20 protein-coding genes are annotated in these 18706 nt (G+C 43.8%); all 20 read right to left on the reverse strand.

Annotation, left to right across the window (positions count from 1 at the left end):
* Window positions 1–9: 9 nt before the first annotated feature.
* On the reverse strand, window positions 10–477 hold the full coding sequence (locus MKY14_RS09635; protein ID WP_076100380.1) for a flagellar basal body-associated FliL family protein: 468 nt from the start codon (window positions 475–477) through the stop codon (window positions 10–12).
* Window positions 474–698, reverse strand: coding sequence for a flagellar FlbD family protein (locus MKY14_RS09640; protein WP_036688535.1), 225 nt, complete (start codon window positions 696–698; stop codon window positions 474–476). The genes MKY14_RS09635 and MKY14_RS09640 overlap by 4 nt, the downstream gene beginning before the upstream one ends.
* A gap of 89 nt (window positions 699–787) precedes the next feature.
* A complete protein-coding gene (gene flgG, locus MKY14_RS09645; RefSeq protein WP_036688538.1) occupies window positions 788–1606 on the reverse strand; it encodes a flagellar basal body rod protein FlgG in 819 nt (272 codons plus the stop codon).
* 104 nt (window positions 1607–1710) lie between these two features.
* Entirely contained in the window at window positions 1711–2094 is a 384-nt protein-coding gene (locus tag MKY14_RS09650; protein WP_036688541.1) for a TIGR02530 family flagellar biosynthesis protein, read from the reverse strand.
* Window positions 2091–2588 (reverse strand): flagellar hook capping FlgD N-terminal domain-containing protein, encoded by a 498-nt coding sequence (locus MKY14_RS09655; protein WP_036688543.1) that lies wholly within the window; start codon window positions 2586–2588, stop codon window positions 2091–2093. The genes MKY14_RS09650 and MKY14_RS09655 overlap by 4 nt, the downstream gene beginning before the upstream one ends.
* Before the next feature lie 33 nt (window positions 2589–2621).
* Window positions 2622–4100 (reverse strand): flagellar hook-length control protein FliK, encoded by a 1479-nt coding sequence (locus MKY14_RS09660; RefSeq protein ID WP_340976380.1) that lies wholly within the window; start codon window positions 4098–4100, stop codon window positions 2622–2624.
* 24 nt (window positions 4101–4124) lie between these two features.
* The gene (locus MKY14_RS09665) at window positions 4125–5042 is read right to left on the reverse strand and encodes a MotE family protein (protein WP_076127908.1); all 918 of its coding nucleotides are present in this window, start codon (window positions 5040–5042) and stop codon (window positions 4125–4127) included.
* Between the two features lie 39 nt (window positions 5043–5081).
* The gene (gene fliJ / locus MKY14_RS09670) at window positions 5082–5525 is read right to left on the reverse strand and encodes a flagellar export protein FliJ (RefSeq protein WP_036688544.1); all 444 of its coding nucleotides are present in this window, start codon (window positions 5523–5525) and stop codon (window positions 5082–5084) included.
* 9 nt (window positions 5526–5534) lie between these two features.
* Window positions 5535–6848, reverse strand: a complete 1314-nt coding sequence (gene fliI, locus MKY14_RS09675; RefSeq protein WP_036688546.1) for a flagellar protein export ATPase FliI — start codon at window positions 6846–6848, stop codon at window positions 5535–5537.
* Window positions 6841–7689, reverse strand: coding sequence for a FliH/SctL family protein (locus MKY14_RS09680; RefSeq protein ID WP_036688548.1), 849 nt, complete (start codon window positions 7687–7689; stop codon window positions 6841–6843). The genes fliI and MKY14_RS09680 overlap by 8 nt, the downstream gene beginning before the upstream one ends.
* Window positions 7682–8698, reverse strand: a complete 1017-nt coding sequence (fliG, locus tag MKY14_RS09685) for a flagellar motor switch protein FliG (protein WP_036688550.1) — start codon at window positions 8696–8698, stop codon at window positions 7682–7684. The genes MKY14_RS09680 and fliG overlap by 8 nt, the downstream gene beginning before the upstream one ends.
* Window positions 8699–8702: 4 nt before the next feature.
* Window positions 8703–10289 (reverse strand): flagellar basal-body MS-ring/collar protein FliF, encoded by a 1587-nt coding sequence (fliF, locus tag MKY14_RS09690; RefSeq protein ID WP_076182681.1) that lies wholly within the window; start codon window positions 10287–10289, stop codon window positions 8703–8705.
* 34 nt (window positions 10290–10323) lie between these two features.
* On the reverse strand, window positions 10324–10635 hold the full coding sequence (fliE, locus tag MKY14_RS09695) for a flagellar hook-basal body complex protein FliE (RefSeq protein WP_036688553.1): 312 nt from the start codon (window positions 10633–10635) through the stop codon (window positions 10324–10326).
* 33 nt (window positions 10636–10668) lie between these two features.
* A complete protein-coding gene (gene flgC / locus MKY14_RS09700; protein WP_340976381.1) occupies window positions 10669–11115 on the reverse strand; it encodes a flagellar basal body rod protein FlgC in 447 nt (148 codons plus the stop codon).
* A gap of 6 nt (window positions 11116–11121) precedes the next feature.
* Window positions 11122–11529 carry a flagellar basal body rod protein FlgB gene (gene flgB / locus MKY14_RS09705; protein ID WP_036688558.1) on the reverse strand — a complete coding sequence of 136 codons (408 nt, stop codon included), beginning with the start codon at window positions 11527–11529 and terminating at the stop codon, window positions 11122–11124.
* A gap of 388 nt (window positions 11530–11917) precedes the next feature.
* Window positions 11918–13318, reverse strand: a complete 1401-nt coding sequence (gene hslU / locus MKY14_RS09710) for an ATP-dependent protease ATPase subunit HslU (protein WP_036688559.1) — start codon at window positions 13316–13318, stop codon at window positions 11918–11920.
* Window positions 13319–13351: 33 nt separating this feature from the next.
* Window positions 13352–13894, reverse strand: coding sequence for an ATP-dependent protease subunit HslV (hslV, locus tag MKY14_RS09715; protein ID WP_036688562.1), 543 nt, complete (start codon window positions 13892–13894; stop codon window positions 13352–13354).
* A gap of 17 nt (window positions 13895–13911) precedes the next feature.
* On the reverse strand, window positions 13912–15294 hold the full coding sequence (gene trmFO, locus MKY14_RS09720; RefSeq protein WP_076100371.1) for an FADH(2)-oxidizing methylenetetrahydrofolate--tRNA-(uracil(54)-C(5))-methyltransferase TrmFO: 1383 nt from the start codon (window positions 15292–15294) through the stop codon (window positions 13912–13914).
* An 8-nt stretch (window positions 15295–15302) separates the two neighbouring features.
* Entirely contained in the window at window positions 15303–17402 is a 2100-nt protein-coding gene (gene topA / locus MKY14_RS09725) for a type I DNA topoisomerase (RefSeq protein WP_076190872.1), read from the reverse strand.
* Window positions 17403–17438: 36 nt separating this feature from the next.
* Window positions 17439–18557 (reverse strand): DNA-processing protein DprA, encoded by a 1119-nt coding sequence (gene dprA, locus MKY14_RS09730; RefSeq protein WP_340033269.1) that lies wholly within the window; start codon window positions 18555–18557, stop codon window positions 17439–17441.
* Window positions 18558–18706 lie beyond the last annotated feature (149 nt).

The following is an 18706-nucleotide window of genomic DNA, read 5'->3' on the forward strand; positions in this document are numbered from 1 at the left end:
GGAATAAAGCTACACAGAAGCCAAAAGGAATTTGGTGATTTCGATCTGAGTAATTTGGCCCTCAGTCAATGTCTTATTGATCAGATTAATAAGCTTACTGCTAAGCTGATCTTTTCCATTCGCTCCATTAAGGTCCTCAGGTTTGGTATCTGCAAGCGTCTTGATAATTATTGGTTTGATTTTGATCTCTTTTATTTTTTCGAATTCTTCCTTTGATTTCGCAGAACTCAGTTGGAAGGCGAAATCTACTTGAAGGATAAAATCGGGATCAGCAAGATTTGTTTTGATATCAATGATCTCTGCCGTCAATTCGACGATTTCATCTGCAGTTAAATGTTTTGTTTCCACATTTTGAACAGCAGCACTTACCTCGTTCGTATCTTTCGGAAAGATCCTGTCCATTAGTAAAAATGCGGCGACCACGATCAGAGTAATCGCTAGTAATATCGTGATGAGCCACGGCATCATCTTTTTCATGTTAGCTCCTCCATTGACTGGATTTTAATGGTGGCAGCATATGTGCCTATGTCCCTGTTATAATCCCGGATCTTCGTAATAACCTCATCGGCTTTTTCGAGAACGATCAGTCTTTTTCCGGTTACGAGCGTAATATATGTATCCGGGCTTTCTTCTACCATTTCGACCAGTAGGGCATTGATCCACATCGGTGTTCCATTTAATCTTGTTACCGATATCATAACAGGCCTCCTAACAAAATAGGGGGAGGAGTAACTCCCCCACGACTCCGCATGAACCATTTAAGAAAATATAAAATTTATTGATTAAATTAACGCTTCAGGTTTACTACTTCCTGCAGCACTTCATCAGAAGTTGTGATGATACGGGAATTCGCCTGGAATCCACGCTGTGATACGATCATTTCTGTAAATTCATTGGTAAGATCCACATTGGACATTTCCAGCTGTCCAGAGATGATTGCCCCGGTGCCATCTTCTGTATTGTTCGCTGTAGTCGGAACTAGTTCGCCTTCTGCATTCGCATTAAGTGTCATACGATACAGATTGCCTCCGATTTTCTCCAGACCAGATGGGTTAGTAACCTTGGCTACACCAATCTTCACCCCAGCTCCAGTCGTTCCATCTTCCATGGTCTGAACAATTGTTCCATCATTAGAGATAGAAAACGCCGTTACATCGTCACCTAATTGAATGATCCCACCGTCGGAATCTAAAACATGAAGTCCGTCAGCGGTAACCAGATTACGCGCAGCGTCAATGTGGAAATCTCCGGCGCGGGTCAAAAATGCAGTATCTTGATCCTCAGTAAGCTTAACCAGGAAAAAACCATCTCCATCGATACGTAAATCTGTTGGGTTGTTGGTGGTTTGAGCACTACCAGCCAAATGTAGGGTATCTATAGAAGCAATACTAACACCTAGTCCAACTTGTTTCGCATTTACCCCACCTTGACCATCCTCACCCGGTGCAGTAACACCAGAAACGGTTTGGCTCATAATATCCTTGAACATAACACGTCCGGATTTAAACCCGATAGTGTTTACGTTAGCAATATTATTACCGATTACATCAAGCTTAGTTTGAAAGCCTCTCATTCCTGAAACCCCTGAATACATTGATCTTAACATGTTTAATGTCCTCCCAGATTATAGAGTCCTAATAACTTTCCAAGTGAATTGGGACCGCGTCAGTCGGTCAGCGGCCGCCTCGGCTTTCCGTTAGGACCAGCCTATTATGAAATCACTATTGCACTATCGATTTGTGTAAATACATTATCTTTGATCGAGTTACCATCCATAGCAGTAACTACTGTGCGATTAGGAACGCTAACGATAAACGCCAAATCCTTCATTAATATCAAGGATTCTTTACTTCCCTTAGCAGCAGCTTTGTCCACAGCAGATGAAATTTGATCCAACTGACCGCTTCCAAGCTCTATCCCTCTTTGTTCTAGGCGCTTAGCAGCATGATTGCTGAATTTTAATAGTTTCTGTTGCAGTAAACTCTCAAAAGAAGCTTCCCCCGCCACAGACTGCTTAGGCAGCGAAGATCGTTGTAACGTTGTAGAATGCAGGGACGCAGGATACAGTTGGCCTATAGTAAGCCTGTCACTCATATGCTCGCCCCGCTTCCTCCGCTATTCTCCGGAGTATTACTATCTGTACCAGAACCGCTTTCTGGTGTTGCTGCGGCATTCTGAATTTGTGTAATATCGGTTAAAGCAATTCTGTCTTTTCCCACAACCGCATATTGAATACCATTGCTAACAACGATAGATTCAACATTACCTGTCTTAGGCAGCTTTGTGGCGGTGTCTGTCCAAGTAATATCTTTACCAATCAACCCGGATACAGATCCAAGGGACTGATTCATAGCATTAAGCTGAGTAGAGATATTCATCAATTGCTCCACGGATGTAAACTGGGCCATTTGCGCAATAAATTCTTTATCTTCCATCGGTTGCATCGGATCTTGATTTTGCAGCTGAGTAATCAAAATCTTCAAAAACTGATCCTTACCTAAAGTAGAATTACCCGTTGTGCGTGCACTAGAGTCGGGAGTTGTATAATTCCACTGATCTTTAGTAGAGACCGGAACTGTTGTCGCCATAACCACTCACCTCTCTTTCCTTTGTTATTAAAGTTAAGCCTTAGCAGAAAAAGATCCACCTTGGGACTGATCTTCTTGTCCCGCATTTGAAACCCAGTCCTTCCATTCACCATTCAGCTCTGCGGCTAGAACAGCATCACTGGCTTCCTCTCTGCTTTCTTTGGAACGTCTACCCTGCTGTCCACTTCCGGAATTAGGTTGGCGTCCTTCCTGCCCCCATTGCGAATTGAGTGGGGTATTATTTTGCGTAACTTCCAGCTTCTCCACTTGAAGACCTTGAGATTGCAATGCAGCGCGAAGCTGGTTCATTTGTTGTTCCAGCATATCTTTAGCGCCGGTATGTTCAGTCATGAACTGGGCAACTAAATGACCATTTTGCATGGTGATCTTAACATCAACTTGTCCGAGATTTTCTGGAAAAAGGGATATAGTCGCTTCAGCGATTCCACCTTTTTGCACAATCTCTAATTTGCCTGTAATGAAACCTGTCATTTCCTGAGCAAATTGCTGAACCGGAACAGGTGCTGCTGGCACTTCAGCCTTCAGCGGTGCTGTAATTCCTCCGCGCAGAGATAACTGCCCCGCAGTAACAACCTCATGATCCCCTTCGTTAGCTGTACTTCCTAGCGGGGAATCTTGAGCAGATTCTGTTGTCTTCGTTTCACCGGTTACGCCTGTCTTGATTAACGGTGTGTTCGCAGTCTCTGCTTCAGCTTCTTGCACAGTTCCTGATGTCACAGGCGAGCTTACAACCGTATCATTTTTCACTACAACAGCTTCTCCGGAACGACTGCTCACATTCTGAATTGTTTTATCCGTTTGGTTATTTTTGCTTTCAGTAATAACGGGCTGTTGTAAGGAAGAATCAGAATTAATACTCACATTGCTGGTCTTTCCCTTCCCCTTATTAGTGTTAGAGGAGGACTCTTCTAAAAGCGCTGTGAAATTATTCAATAAACTGATTCCCTTAGTTGCAACTTCCTCATTGCCACTTACTGCAGCTTCTTGAATCATAGAAACTAAACTTTGCAAGTCATCTTGAACTGCAAATCTTAATGTATCAGCATTCTGTGCCAATGGTGACAAGCTTCCAGCCACTTCTGCTTCCGTTGTAGTAGTATTCTCTGCAGCATGGCTTCCAGATAGAAGTGCAGATACCTGAAGAATCCAAGCTTGCAAGGCTACCAACAGAGCTGGATCACTACTGATACTTTCATCCAGTTTCTCAACATCAGCAGCAAGTTTTTCAAGGAGCTCACCCTTCTGAGTGTCTTGCCCTGCTTGCTCTTCTCCAGTCGGCTGCACTTCCTTTAACAGGCCTTGCAGCAAAGAAGCTAGATTTCCCAATAGGGGTTCAGCTGGAGTCGACGAGGTGTTGGTATTGCCTCCCATGGTTTGTACCAAGGTTTGAGCAAATGGTGCAGCCGTCGTTGTTGTGCCCGTTGTAGTCGATGAACTCCCGTTTACTGCAGTTGCGTTTGCACTGACAAGCGATTGAACGACTAAACTCATTTATTTTTCACCTCCTTTCCCTATCTATTTAGCACCCATCAGACGATTAACAATTTTCGCAGTTTGCGCGCTATCATTTTTAGTCATTTCTCCCAAAATAGATGAACGAACACTATCACTTACGGTATTCATAATCGTCACGACCTTATCAGGGCTAATCTTGTACATTTCTCCTAGTAACGATGCCGCATTAGCAGGAGTCATTGAGCTGAAGGTCTGATTCAACTTTTCCTTATCCAAATTCTTACTGGTTGTTGCTGTTGCTGTTGTGCCGGCATCTTTCTTCAATCTAGATTGAAGGGCTGCGATCGCCATGTCACTCGAAGATGTGGTTTCTTTTAACTTAATCGTTACATCTGCAGCCTTTTGCGGATCCATTTTTTCCAAAATCGCAGTTTTACTCGCTTTATTCATGACACTGAAGATCTGTACCATTTCTTCTGTAGTTAAATTCTCCATGATCGGTGCAGCCTTCGAAGCTTTCATGCCCGCATACAGCTTAGCCAAATCAGAAACCTGTTTCTGATAAGGATCTTCAGTTTCTTCTGTGCTTGCCTCTGCGGTTTCAGCTTCCTTCTTCATACCCTCAATCTGTGACTCTAGCGCCTGAACCTTGGTATCCTGGGCTGTTTTTTCATCTGTAACCTTCTTCAGGTTTTCTTCCTGCTGGGCGAGCTGAGCTTTAAGCTCCTTAATCGTTGTCGCTGAGCTCACTTCCTGCTTTTTGCTTTCTTCCTTCGGTTTAGAAGGATCTGCAGGCGGATCAGGAACCCATTTTTCCAGGATAGGAATTTTATTCGCAACTTCAAGCACATTATTACGAATGTCCATATTAAAAAGCGTCAACAGTACTCCAAGCAGTACTAGCGTGAAGATAATCGGTATCATTAAGAATAAGAACCGCTCAAATTTCCCCGCTGACCCTTCATTTTCAAGTTCCATATCATTATCAATATTAGCCACTAGCGGAAACCTCCCGGGTTAGAGGGATTTCATCGCGAAGCGGACGGTTGCCATCTCATCCAGTTCGTTTTGTTCCCGTAAAATCATACTTTGCTGAAACAGTGTCTCAGCCTTGTCTTTTGCCTTCAACCATACTTTTTCATCTAAAACCTTAGTGCTTAACTGATCTTGTTTCTTCTGGACTTCTTGATGTGCACGGCTAATGTCCGTATGCTTACGGGCAATGCATTTATCCAGATATTCCACATACTCCTGCATTTCACGAATCTTAATCATAGGTGTCTTTTGCTCTGCGGCATTTTGTAAGGATAGCATGATAGCACTCCGCTGAAAGATGAGTTCATCCAGGCTTCTTTCCTGTGCCTGCAATTCTCCAAGCGCGCTTGAGAGCATCCATTCTGCCTGTGTCTTCTCATTGCCCTTCAAGTCAACGACTTTTTGAAAAGTATAATGAAACCTCATAATACCGAATCAACTCCTTGAGAACTGTGAAATTAAAGACTGTTGAACTTCAGCCAGCGTAACTTTTTCATTCACCTTTTGTTTGGTGAAATCCCATATACTGTCGATAAATTCCATCGACTCGTCAATTTGAGCATTAGAGCCTCTTTGATAAGCTCCAATATTAATCAAATCCTCTGAATCTTTATAAACGGCCATAAGGCGTTTCACATTCTCCGCTGCTGCAATCTGTTCTTCTGGAGCAATATCCTTCATTACTCGACTTATGCTGGAAAGAACATCTATTGCTGGAAAGTGTCCTTTGTTAGCAATATTTCGATTGAGTACAATATGTCCGTCAAGTATTCCTCTGACTGCATCTGCGATTGGCTCGTTCATGTCATCACCATCAACCAGTACCGTATAGAAGGCTGTTATAGAGCCTGTAGGACCTGTACCGGCGCGTTCCAGCAGTTTGGGTAAGCTGGCAAACACCGAAGGTGTATATCCCCGCATGGCTGGCGGTTCTCCAACTGCAAGTCCAACTTCACGTTGGGCCATGGCATAACGGGTGACCGAATCCATCATCAGCATTACATTAAGGCCACGATCGCGGAAATACTCGGCAATCGTTGTAGCGATAAGCGCACCTTTTATGCGAATCAATGCAGGTTGGTCAGAGGTAGCAACAATTACTACGGATCGCTGCAAGCCCTCTGGTCCCAAATCACGTTCGATGAAATCCAATACTTCTCTGCCACGCTCACCAATCAGAGCAATAACATTTACGTCGGCCGATGTATTCCGGGCAATCATCCCCATCAAAGTACTCTTGCCGACCCCCGAGCCAGCAAAAATACCGACCCGTTGTCCCTTGCCAATCGTTAGCAAACCGTCAATCGCTCTCACACCAATACTGATGGGTTCCTGCACCCGCGGTCTATTAAGTGGATTGGAAGGAATATTAAAGGTAGAGCTATGTGGCATTCGTGCTGGAATGAGAGAGCCATCAAGCGGCTGCCCCAGACCATCCAGTACTTTTCCTAACAATTCAGAACCTACTTGCACGCTAAGCGGCTTACCAGTGCCCACTACATCACAACCAGGTCCAATCGCCTGCAGTTCACCAAGTGGCATCAATAGTACCTTGTTATCACGGAAACCAACGACCTCAGCTTGCAGCGGTTTGTTTCCTTTAGAAGGGTAGATGTAGCATACATCACCTATACTTGCGTCAGGACCTTCCGATTCAACCATTAGACCGATTACCTGCGTCACTTTCCCATTGATCCTCACCGGATCGAGATTACGAAGTTGCTCCTTATAACGGTTGCTATTAAGCATCGTCTTCCCCATTTCTCTGCTCATCGGTGTCCAGCGCAATTCTTACCAGCTCTTTCTTGATCTCTGCGAGCTGTGTGTCGATTCGAGCATCAATGCTGCCAAAGGAAGAGCGGATAACACATCCTTGGTCTTTTACCGTTGAGTCGGGTAAGATTTGCAGTTCGGCCTGTGAATCAACAGCTAGTGATAATTCTTCCCGAGCAGCATTCACAAAAGCGAACTGCGCTGGGGATACACAAAGTGAGATCAAACCCTGTTCTCGCTTACGAGCCAGATTTTTGCGAATTAAGTCCATTGCGAATTGTGGTTCTACCGTTAACTGCTTGTCCACAATTTTCTCTGCAATATCACAGCTTAACTCTACTAAAAAAGGCTCTGCTTCCTGAATAATCACTTCTCTTGCTTTATACGCCTCAGTCAAAACAGCACGCGCTTCTTCCATCATCTCTGCGATCTTATGCTTCATCTCTTCCTCAGCCTGAGAAACACCTTCCTCATAACCTTGCTGATGAGCTTCAGCTTTGATAGCTTCGATCAGATGTTCATCCTGCTCACGCCGTTGTTTCCACCACTCTTCAGCCTCCGCTTTCGAGGACTCTACAATCTGTTCCGCTTCAAGAGATGCATTCCGAACCTGCTCTTCAGCAAAATCCTGAGCGTCCTTAAGCATTTGCTTACGCGTCTCTTCTGCCTCTTCACGTGCGGGATCATGATAGTCAGTCTCGCTTAAAGTCTCCTCGGGAACGGGCTCCTCAGTTAGGCCCGCATATTGCCGGGCCTGTTCCAGTCTCTTAAAGACATCAACCGGAACATACTGGGAGTGTTTGATCAGCTTAGACAATGATGTCATCTCCTCCGCCACGAGCGATGATAATTTCACCAGACTCTTCGAGTCTGCGGATCGTGCCTACAATACGAGTCTGTGCTTCTTCAACATCACGCAGCCGCACAGGACCCATGTATTCCATTTCTTCTCGGAACGTTTCTGCCATACGCTTGGACATATTTCTGAAAATAACATCCCGTACTTCTTCGCTGGCAACCTTGAGTGCAAGCTGTAAATCCGCATTATCGATATCACGAACAATGCGCTGTATTGAACGATTGTCAACATTAACAATATCTTCGAATACGAACATCCGTTTTTTGATCTCTTCGGCAAGCTCTGGATCTTGAATTTCGAGAGAATCCAGAATCGTACGTTCTGTCCCCCGGTCAACCCCATTCAAGATTTGTACAATTGATTCGATACCACCGGCATTTGTATAATCCTGGGTTACTGTAGCGGAAAGCTTCTGCTCCAGCACACGTTCAATTTGCGTAATTACCTCTGGAGAGGTACTGTCCATCACAGCAATTCTTCTAGCCACCTCTGCCTGCTTCTCTTGAGGAAGCGAGGAAAGGATTGCAGCAGCTTGTTCAAATTGCAGATAAGACAATACAAGTGCAATAGTCTGTACATTTTCATTCTGGATAAAGTTGAGAATCTGATTAGGATCCGCTTTTCGTGCAAAATCGAAAGGTCTTACTTGCAATGTTGCAGTCAGACGATTAATGACCTCCATTGCTTTTGTTGACCCAAGCGCTTTCTCCAGAATTTCTTTAGCGTAGTTAATACCGCCTTGTGATATATATTCCTGGGCGAGGCATATCTGATGGAATTCAGACATGATCGACTCTTTTTCACCGCTGTCCACTTTGCGAACATTAGCAATTTCAAGAGTCAGCTGTTCAATCTCCTCGTCTCTTAAATGTTTGAAAATTTGCGCCGATACCTCGGGCCCTAGTGTGATAAGCAGGATCGCAGCTTTTTGACGGCCACTAAGTCCCTGCTGGCTAGCCTTTGCCATTAGTTCACCTCTGTTCGTCTGCAAGCCATGTACGCAGCAGATTTACGAATTCGTCTGGCTTCTTCTTGGCCAAACTTTCCAATTGCTTACGAACTTGACTTTCATTCGTCACGCTCTCCAAGTTAATAGAAGGAAATTCAGTAGGAACCTGCAATGGAATGTCTTCATCTTCCTCTTCCACAGTCTGTTTACGACTCCGGTAGATTAGATATCCTCCACCTGCTCCAACCAGCAATGCTGCTGCTCCGATAGCCCATATCATCCAAGAAGCGAGACCACCTTTAACGGTGTTGGCATCGGTGCCACCAAATTGTTGCGAGTAGACCGAAACCTTTTTGGTCAAATCAGCGTCTGTATATGTAGTACCTGAATCTGCAAGAGAAGCGCGAACAATATTCACCAAAATATTTTGAATTGCAGCTGATGTTGCATCATCTAAACTTTTTTCTCCTGAAGGTGGTTCAACTGCAACATTTATGGTTAAGTCTTTAACAGTATACGGACTAGCAATAACATCTTTAGTAATTCGGTTAACTTCGAAGTTCCTCGTTTCCGAAGATTCCTCCGAGGTAGAAGTATCCGCACCCGCATTAGAAGGATAGCCCGTAACATCTTGAGAACCAGTGCCAGCCACTCCGCCAGTCGTGTTACCTTGACCCGAATACGAATTACTAATTATTTGTGAACTGATCTCAATCCCCCTCATGTTCTCTGTATCCACAGGGGTAACAAGATCTTCCTTCCGGTTTTCCTTGTCAAAGTTCAACTTTGAGAACACAAGAACATCCACTTTATCAGGACCGGTAAGAGTGCTAAGGAATTGTTTCACATTTTTCTTTACTTCTTCTTCGAATTTCTTCTGAAGAGCGAAGTTTTCTTCAACTTGGTTTGTGACACCAGCCTGTCCACCTTTAGCTGTTGGCATTAATTCAATTTCATTATTTGCAATGGTAATGTTGTCAATTGGTAAATTAGGCACAGCAGTTTTCACAAGATTGAAATACCCGTCAATATTGTCTTGGGTAGGTCTAAATCCTGGATCAAATGAAAGCACAACGGATGCAGATGCCTGCTCCTGATCAGCCTGTGAGGCAAAAACTGTCTCTTTAGGCAAATTAATCAGCACTTTTGCATCTTTAATCCCTTGCATACGTCTCATTAACTGTTCAACTTCACCGTTTAATGCATTATTGTACTTCACGTTAAACTCGCTATCTGTTGTACCTATCATTGACGAATTTTCGTCAAAGACTTTATATCCGATAGAGCCACCTTGAACAATCCCCTGAGAACCGATATCCACCTTGACCCGAGCTGCTTCTGTACTAGGTACAGAAATACTCTTTCCATCTTGACTTAATCGGTATGAAACACCTGCTGAATCTAAGGCCTTCATTACTCCAGCCGAATCCGTACTGTCCAAATCTTGAAATGCTACTTCATATTCTGTTTTTGAAAGCTGCATGGTCATAACTACGATTATTATTAGAATGATAAACAATGTTGAAAAGAATAAAATCTTCTGTTTACCACTAAATCTGTTCCAATACAAGAGAACCTTCTCCCGATATTGGGCAAATCTTTCATTCACAGTGTCACCCCATCCGAAACTAAGCTAGGATTTATTATATTTGAGTTCTCATAATTTCTTGATAGGCTTCAATCACTTTGTTCCGGACTTGTGTAGTCAACTGTAAACTCAGTAGAGCCTGTTGGGAAGAAATCATCACTTCGTCAATGTTCACTTCTCCCAATACAAATTTATTACTCATATCCTTAGCTTGTTGTTCCTGATCAGCCACTTTATTGAGCGCATCCTCAAGATAAGAGCCAAAGCTCTCCATCGAATTAGCAGGAGTGGATGAAACTTCGGAAGATGTCGGTTTCATTGCAAGCTGCTGTACAGCCTGAACCCCATTAGATATATTCTGTATCAACTGTTTCCCCCCCTTAAGTTAATTAACATTCATTTATCTACCAATTTCGAGTGCCTTGCTTACCATAGCTTTGGATGCATTAAGCATCGTAACATTGGCATCATAAGAGCGTGATGCAGATAACATATCAACCATTTCTTTGGTAATGTCTATGTTTGGCATATAGACATATCCTTCAGCATCCGCATCGGGATGGCTCGGATTGTATACCGGCTTCAATGGTGAAGTGTCTTCTATGATCGACTGCACCTTAACCCCTTCATTGCTATTATTCATTTTCGAATTTAGTATATTCGAGAATTTATTACTTTCGTTCGTTTCCAAAACAACCAACTTACGTCGGTAAGGAACAGCCTTGCCATCCACCACGGATGCTCTTGTAGTTTCAGCATTGGCTACGTTGGAAGAAATTACATCCATCCGCAACCGTTGAGCCGTTAATGCAGATGCGCTGATCCCAAAACTACTTCCAAAGTTCATACTCTCTTATCCTCCTTGAATTACGGCTCGCATCATCGAAATCTGACTGTTAATCTGTTCAACATAAGAACTATACCTAAGCTGATTCTCTGCGCTTAACGCCATTTCGCGATCTACATCCACATTGTTGTCGTTATTGTTCATAGAGGTAGTTTCATCAGTATTTTCAACAGCAGCGGGAACAATTGTGTTGCTGCCAAATTGATAATGCCGGGTATCCGAAACTTTCGCTCTAAGTGTAGATTGGATTCCACTTTCCTGTTGTTGTAGGATACTTTCGAATGAAACATCAGAACGTTTGAAATTGGGCGTATCTTGATTAGCCACATTATTTGCTAGAGCATTTTGTCGTTTATAGGCAGCATCAATGCCTCCCTGCAATCGTTGAAAACTGACACTATTCAGCAATCCCAAGACAATTCCTCCTTTCAAAGCTATCATAATGAAAAGAATTCCACAACTTCCATCAAAAAACCTGCTTGCTTTCGACAAATAAAGAAAAAAATACTCTAAATTTACGGTATTCCGTCGAACGCTGTCGCAATGAATAACACTTAGCATTTTCACATACATTGATTTTCATTTAATTTGTATATTATTACAATAAGAAATAAGCCCTATCTTTTTAGAAAAGACAGGGCTTTTAGCACTTTATTACTATTTATTTACATTTTCAACTCATTTTTTTCTTTTTAATTGCATGTTTTGACATAATTTTACGTTTTCACGACACCAATTTGTAATTTATCTAATCCGTTATGCCCAAATTCAAAATACATAGATTTTTTGTTTTTTTGTCGCTTTAAAGAATATACTGACTTAAATCACGATCCTGAGCTATACTTGCCAATTTCTCGCGCACATACTCCGGGGTAATAACCATTTTTTCTAAAGTCAGCTCAGGTGCTTCAAAAGAAAGATCCTCTAACAGCTTCTCCAAAATAGTATGAAGACGCCGGGCACCTATGTTCTCCATATTTTGATTCACTGAAGCCGCTATTTTGGCGATCTCATGTATAGCATCCTTCTGGAATTCCACTTCTAAATTTTCTGTTTTAAGCAGATTCACATATTGTTTAGTTAAAGCATTCTCTGGTTCCGTCAAAATAGAAACGAAATCCTCTAACGTTAGACTACTCAGCTCTACGCGAATCGGAAAACGACCTTGAAGTTCTGGAATCAAATCTGAAGGCTTAGCAATATGGAAAGCTCCGGCAGCCATAAAGAGTACATAGTCTGTCTTCACAGGACCGTATTTCGTCATAATGGTCGAGCCTTCTACAATCGGCAAAATATCCCGTTGCACGCCTTCACGCGACACATCCGGTCCAGACCCTTTTCCCTGACTCGCTACTTTATCGATTTCATCGATAAAAATAATGCCTGATTGTTCAGCCCGAGTCACGGATTCCTGGATCACATCATCCATATCAATCAGCTTGGCCGCCTCATCCTGAATGAGTACCTTGCGCGCTTCGCGAATAGGAAGCTTACGTTTCTTCGTCCGCTTAGGCAGCAAACTGCCGAACATCTCTTGCATATTCATACCCATCTGGTCATTTCCTTGACCTGCAAACATATCCATCATAGTTGGCGCTGTATCCTCAACATCAATTTCAATGATGTCATCTTCCAGCTGACCAGCTAACAGCTTAAATCTAACCCCACGGCGGCGTTCACTTAGGCTTCCATCCTGCTCAGCGTCTTCTTTAGAGTCCTCTTGGGCAGAATTCCCTCCAAAAATCATCTCGAAAGGATTCTTTTGTGATTTATTTTTGGAAGACGAAGGGACCAATATAGAAACAATCCGCTCATTAGCCAGTTCTTCCGCACGATCCTTAACCTTCTCCGTACGCTCAAGCTTCACCATACGAATAGAAGTCTCTACCAGATCACGAACCATAGATTCCACATCTCGACCTACATAACCGACTTCAGTAAATTTAGTGGCCTCCACTTTGATGAACGGTGCATTAACAAGCTTTGCTAGACGCCGGGCGATTTCTGTCTTTCCCACACCTGTAGGTCCGATCATCAAGATGTTCTTAGGAACGACTTCATCACGCAGTTCCTCTGCTAGCAGACTGCGCCGATACCGGTTACGAAGCGCAACGGCTACCGATTTCTTGGCTTGCTTCTGACCTACGATATATTTATCCAATTCGGCTACAATTTGACGGGGTGTAAGCGATTGATTCACCATCGTGAATTCCTCCTTGTCTCTATGGCACTGAGTCTATAATTGTTCAACAATAATGTTGGAATTAGTGTACACACAAATTTCAGATGCTACCTGAAGCGATTCTCTAGCAATATCCGCAGCGGAGAGATTGGGTGCATGACGTTTGAGTGCTCGACCTGAAGCCAGCGCAAAATTACCACCGGAACCAATCGCAAGAACGTCATCATCCGGTTCGATAATTTCACCATTTCCGGAGATCAGGAGCATTCCTTCCTTATCCATAACAATCATCAAAGCTTCAAGCTTCCGAAGAATACGATCTTGACGCCAATCCTTCGCTAATTCAACTGCAGCCCGCTGCAGGTTCCCATGATGCTCCTCCAGCTTGCCCTCGAATTTTTCGAATAGGGTAATAGCATCCGCAACGGACCCCGCAAAGCCTGCTATTACTTGTCCTCTGTACAGGCGACGGACTTTTCTGGCCGTCGTCTTCATAATAACACTCTCTCCGAATGTAACCTGTCCATCACCTGCTATAGCTGCCTGTCCGTTATGTCTTACAGCACAAATTGTAGTCGCATGAAAGCTGGGTACCATGATTGTAAGTTACCTCCTTAAGATGGGCTTTGTTCGCTATCGACAACCTCCGGCTCCGAATAAGCGAGTCCTGTACGGTTGGCATACTCGGCAAGACTGTCCAGAGCGCGATGAGCTAACATTTCATTCTTTTCCTTCTTATTGCGGATCTTCTTCTCTACCTTCGGCAACAAACCGAAATTGGCATTCATAGGCTGAAAATGCTCTGGATCGGCAGAAGTAATATAAGCTGGCATGCTGCCTAGAACAGTATCCTGCGGGAAGATCAGTCCTTCCTGTCCGAGTGCTGCCCGTGCAGCATTAATGCCAGCAATGAGCCCGGAAGCAGCTGATTCCACATAACCTTCTACACCTGTCATCTGTCCAGCAAAAAAGAGTCTTTCCTTGCCTTTCATCTGATAGGTTGGGTGCAGAAGCTTAGGAGAATTAATAAATGTATTTCTGTGCATCACACCATAACGAACATATTCAGCATTCTCAAGACCAGGGATCAGCGAGAATACACGCTTCTGCTCGCCCCATTTCAAATGGGTCTGAAAACCAACAAGATTGTAAAGTGTGCCAGCAGCGTTATCCTGACGGAGTTGCACAACCGCGTAAGGAAGTTTACCTGTATGCGGATTGATAAGTCCTACTGGCTTCATTGGGCCAAATAACGCTGTTTGCTTGCCGCGTTTCATCATGATTTCAATAGGCATACAGCCCTCAAAGTATATCTCTTTCTCAAAATCCTTGAGTGCTGCTGTCTCAGCAGAAATCAACGCATCATAAAACACGTCGAACTCCTCTTCTGTCATCGGACAATTCAGATAAGCCGCTTCTCCCTTATCATAACGGGAAGCCAAATACACCTTGTTCATATCAATGGTGTCTTTCTCAACAATCGGTGCTGCTGCATCATAGAAGTAGAAATACTCTTCACCCAGGAGCCCTTTTATTTCAGCAGATAATGCCGGTGAAGTTAGTGGGCCCGTTGCAATAACAACAATCCCTTCCTCCGGTATATGCGTAAGTTCTTCATTTATGACTTCAACGAGCGGATGATTATGCAAAGTATGGGTGATCTCACCTGAGAATCCGTCACGATCTACGGCGAGTGCTCCTCCTGCGGGTACCGCGTGTCGGTCAGCAGCACCTAATACAAGAGAGTTCAAACGCCGCATTTCTTCCTTCAATACACCTACAGCATTTCCTAATCCATTCGCACGCAAGGAGTTGCTGCATACCAGTTCAGCAAATTGATTCGTGTGATGGGCTGGTGTCTTTACTACGGGTCTCATCTCATATAATCTTACCGGTACTCCTAGTGATGCTATTTGCCAAGCGGCTTCGCTTCCTGCGAGACCCGCTCCAATTACTGTTACTTTTGCTGTATCTGACACTGTCTTTTTTCCTCCCATAGAGACTATTAATCTGCTAATTCTTCTTCGTTGTCTAGAACCGCCTCTGTATGATCACAAGACGTACATTGTAGCTTGGCTCCTTGCTTATTACGTTTCTCAATCATCCAAGATCCACATGATGGACATGGTTTTATAGAAGGTCTATCCCATGAAACGAAATCACAACCAGGGTACTGGTCGCAGCCATAGAAAACACGCCCTTTTTTACTGCGTCGCTCCACAACCTTACCTTCATGACATTTAGGGCAAGTTACGCCAATATCCTTGATAATCGGTTTCGTGTTTCGGCAATCCGGAAAGCCAGAGCATGCTAGGAATTTCCCAAAGCGACCCAGCTTATACACGAGAGGTTTGCCGCATTTCTCACAGATCTCATCAGAGACTTCATCTTCAATCTCAATTTCTTTCATCTCTTCTTCCGCGAATACCAAACGCTTCTCAAACGATTCGTAAAACTCTGCAAGAACCTTTACCCAGTCTTCTGAGCCCTCTTCCACATGGTCAAGATCCCCTTCCATGTTCGCGGTGAATTCAACGTTTAGGATTTCGGGGAAAAATTGCTCCATCTGCTCTATTACAAGCTCGCCAAGTTCGGTTGGCATGAATTTTTTCTCTTCAATAGCCACATAACCACGCTTCTGGATGGTTTCCAGCGTTGGGGCATATGTACTTGGACGGCCTATACCCAGCTCCTCAAGCGTCTTTACAAGTCTTGCTTCCGTATATCGTGGAGGCGGTTGTGTAAAGTGCTGCTTAGGCTCGATCTCCTGCTTATTTAAAGCATCTCCCGCTTGAAGCGGCGGCAAATACTTGTCTTCATCTGTAGTTCCGTCATCGTTGCCTTCTACGTAAACCTTCATGAACCCGGGGAATGAAACCTTCGAACCAACAGCTCTGAATGTAGCAGTACCTGCAGCAATATCGACCGAAAGCGTATCCAGCAGGGCAGAAGACATCTGACTTGATACGAACCGCTCCCACACTAGCTTGTAGAGACGGAATTGATCACGGCTCAAGAACTCTTTGACCATTTCAGGTTCGCGTAATGCCGAGGTAGGACGAATCGCTTCATGCGCTTCCTGTGCTCCAGCTGCCTTTTTAGAATACTGCCGTGGGGATTCTGGCAAGAACTTCTCACCATACTTAGCTGTTATAAGCTCTTTAGCTTCATCCTGAGCGGTGACAGAGAGACGCGTGGAGTCAGTACGCATATAAGTGATCAAACCTACGGTACCTTCTTTACCGAGTTCCACACCTTCGTATAGCTGCTGTGCAACGGACATTGTCTTAGCGGCACGGAATCCAAGCTTACGAGCTGCTTCCTGTTGAAGTGAACTGGTGGTAAAAGGAGCTGAAGGATGACGTTGTCTTTCCTTCTCCTTCACATCACTCACCTTAAAAGATGCGTTCTTAATGGCTTCAAGAACCTCCTGAACATCACTTTCCTGGTTCAGTTCTTTTTTCACACCATTCAGCTTATGAAACTTAGCTTCAAAGACGGAATCCCGGATTCCAAGCTTCGCTGTTATGCTCCAATATTCGGTGGGTACAAAAGCGGAGATTTCATTCTCACGATCCATAATGATCTTCACGGCAACGGATTGTACACGTCCAGCAGATAAACCTTTTTTGACTTTCTTCCATAATAGAGGGCTAATCTTGTACCCTACCAGTCGATCCAGAATACGTCTAGCCTGCTGTGCATTCACGAGATCCATATTAATCTTACGCGGTGTCTTAAAAGCATCTTTTACCGCTTGTTTGGTGATCTCATTAAAAACAACTCTGCATTCTTGTGTATTATCTAAATCCAGCGCATGCGCCAAATGCCAAGCAATTGCTTCCCCTTCGCGGTCGGGGTCAGCTGCGAGATAAACTTTTTTAACTTTTTTACTAGCGTCTTTCAATTCCTTCAATATAGATCCCTTACCGCGGATAGTAATATATTTGGGACTGAAATCATTCTCCACCTCAACACCAATTTGACTCTTCGGTAGATCTCTAATATGTCCCATTGATGCCTTTACAATATATTTACTACCTAGATATTTGCCAATTGTCTTCGCTTTTGCAGGCGACTCGACAATAACTAATGCATCTGCCATAGACTCTTCCTCCTCGTTAACACTCGCACCTCTATATTAAATTACCTTATAAATAGCTCCTGGTAATTGTGTTACCGCTTTTTTTATGATTAAAGATAACAGAACTGAATGCAAATGTCCAAAATCCCATCCTGTTCTTACAAGCAGATCGTCCAATATAAAAGGGCCTTGATGCAGTATATGGTATAGGTGAGACTCCTCATTTGTCAATTTCTTTTCAATCATAAAGTCGTCTGCTGTCTGTTCGGTAGTGCTATTATTCCCTGTTTTTATTACGTTTGTCGGCAAATAAGAAGTATATTCTTCTATAATATCTAATCCACTGGTTACCAGCTTTGCCCCCTGCTTGATAAGCTCTAACGCCCCTCTGCTCTTAGGTGATGTAATAGGTCCGGGAACTGCGAAGACATCCCTCCCAGCTTCCAAGGCAGCATCGGCTGTAATAAGTGATCCACTGCGACTGTCAGCCTCCACGACCACTGTCCCCCGTGATAAACCTGCTATGATCCGATTACGCTGTGGAAATAATCCAGGATGACTTTTAGTTCCAAGAGGATACTCTGTAATGACAAGCCCATCCTGAGAGATACGCCGCTCCAGTTCAATATTCTCAGTTGGATAGACTTTGTCCAACCCTGTTGCCACTACCGCTATGGTCCCTCCACCGCTTCTTAGCGCCGCTTCATGACAAATGCTATCGATCCCCCTCGCAAGTCCGCTAACCACCGTTAGACCTGCTGCACTAAGCTCCTCCGCGAGAATCTCCCCTACCTTTCGTCCATAAGCTGTTGGCACACGAGTGCCAACCATCGCCACACTAGGGGTTGATAACAGTTCCAAACGCCCTCGATAATAAAGGATCCACGGTGGCTGTGCCGTCTCCTTCAACAAAACAGGATAAGCCGCATCAAACACAGTGACCATCTTCACTGCACATTCTTCCATTAATAAGCGCCTTTTGGTGATCCATTCTAATGTATATATGGAAGCAAGATAATTCGACAGCTTTCCGTTCAATCCGATCGTTTCCCAATCTTTTGCACTACAGGAAAATGCTCGTTCTGACATTAAGCCGGCTCTGCGAATCTTGTCGATACTCTTCCAGCCAATCCCCTCCACTTCATTAAAACCAAACAGCAGATCTTTTTCTTCCATATAAGCTTACTCTCCTTTAATGGAAGGGTTAGCCTTCCCTATTTTGTAACATGAATTAGAGGAATGCAATATTTTCTTGTAATTCAATATTTTTCTATGTTAAAAAACAAAAAAAGCAACCTTTTATCCCTTGGATAGGAACAAAAGGT

This window comes from Paenibacillus sp. FSL R5-0887, from assembly GCF_038002305.1.
Taxonomy (GTDB): domain Bacteria; phylum Bacillota; class Bacilli; order Paenibacillales; family Paenibacillaceae; genus Paenibacillus_AQ; species Paenibacillus_AQ odorifer.

Excerpts from the sequence above, each read along its gene's own strand:
- MKY14_RS09640 (WP_036688535.1), bottom strand. The coding sequence starts at position 698 with ATGATATCGGTAACAAGATTAAATGGAACACCGATGTGGATCAATGCC.
- flgC (WP_340976381.1), bottom strand. The coding sequence starts at position 11,115 with ATGAACTTTGGAAGTAGTTTTGGGATCAGCGCATCTGCATTAACGGCT.
- trmFO (WP_076100371.1), bottom strand. The coding sequence starts at position 15,294 with ATGGGAGGAAAAAAGACAGTGTCAGATACAGCAAAAGTAACAGTAATT.
- fliJ (WP_036688544.1), bottom strand. The coding sequence starts at position 5,525 with ATGAGGTTTCATTATACTTTTCAAAAAGTCGTTGACTTGAAGGGCAAT.
- fliI (WP_036688546.1), bottom strand. The coding sequence starts at position 6,848 with ATGCTTAATAGCAACCGTTATAAGGAGCAACTTCGTAATCTCGATCCG.
- flgG (WP_036688538.1), bottom strand. The coding sequence starts at position 1,606 with ATGTTAAGATCAATGTATTCAGGGGTTTCAGGAATGAGAGGCTTTCAA.
- MKY14_RS09660 (WP_340976380.1), bottom strand. The coding sequence starts at position 4,100 with ATGAGTTTAGTCGTTCAATCGCTTGTCAGTGCAAACGCAACTGCAGTA.
- hslU (WP_036688559.1), bottom strand. The coding sequence starts at position 13,318 with ATGGTGAATCAATCGCTTACACCCCGTCAAATTGTAGCCGAATTGGAT.
- fliG (WP_036688550.1), bottom strand. The coding sequence starts at position 8,698 with ATGGCAAAGGCTAGCCAGCAGGGACTTAGTGGCCGTCAAAAAGCTGCG.
- MKY14_RS09635 (WP_076100380.1), bottom strand. The coding sequence starts at position 477 with ATGAAAAAGATGATGCCGTGGCTCATCACGATATTACTAGCGATTACT.
- MKY14_RS09650 (WP_036688541.1), bottom strand. The coding sequence starts at position 2,094 with ATGAGTGACAGGCTTACTATAGGCCAACTGTATCCTGCGTCCCTGCAT.
- MKY14_RS09655 (WP_036688543.1), bottom strand. The coding sequence starts at position 2,588 with ATGGCGACAACAGTTCCGGTCTCTACTAAAGATCAGTGGAATTATACA.
- MKY14_RS09665 (WP_076127908.1), bottom strand. The coding sequence starts at position 5,042 with ATGGAACTTGAAAATGAAGGGTCAGCGGGGAAATTTGAGCGGTTCTTA.
- topA (WP_076190872.1), bottom strand. The coding sequence starts at position 17,402 with ATGGCAGATGCATTAGTTATTGTCGAGTCGCCTGCAAAAGCGAAGACA.
- dprA (WP_340033269.1), bottom strand. The coding sequence starts at position 18,557 with ATGGAAGAAAAAGATCTGCTGTTTGGTTTTAATGAAGTGGAGGGGATT.
- hslV (WP_036688562.1), bottom strand. The coding sequence starts at position 13,894 with ATGGTACCCAGCTTTCATGCGACTACAATTTGTGCTGTAAGACATAAC.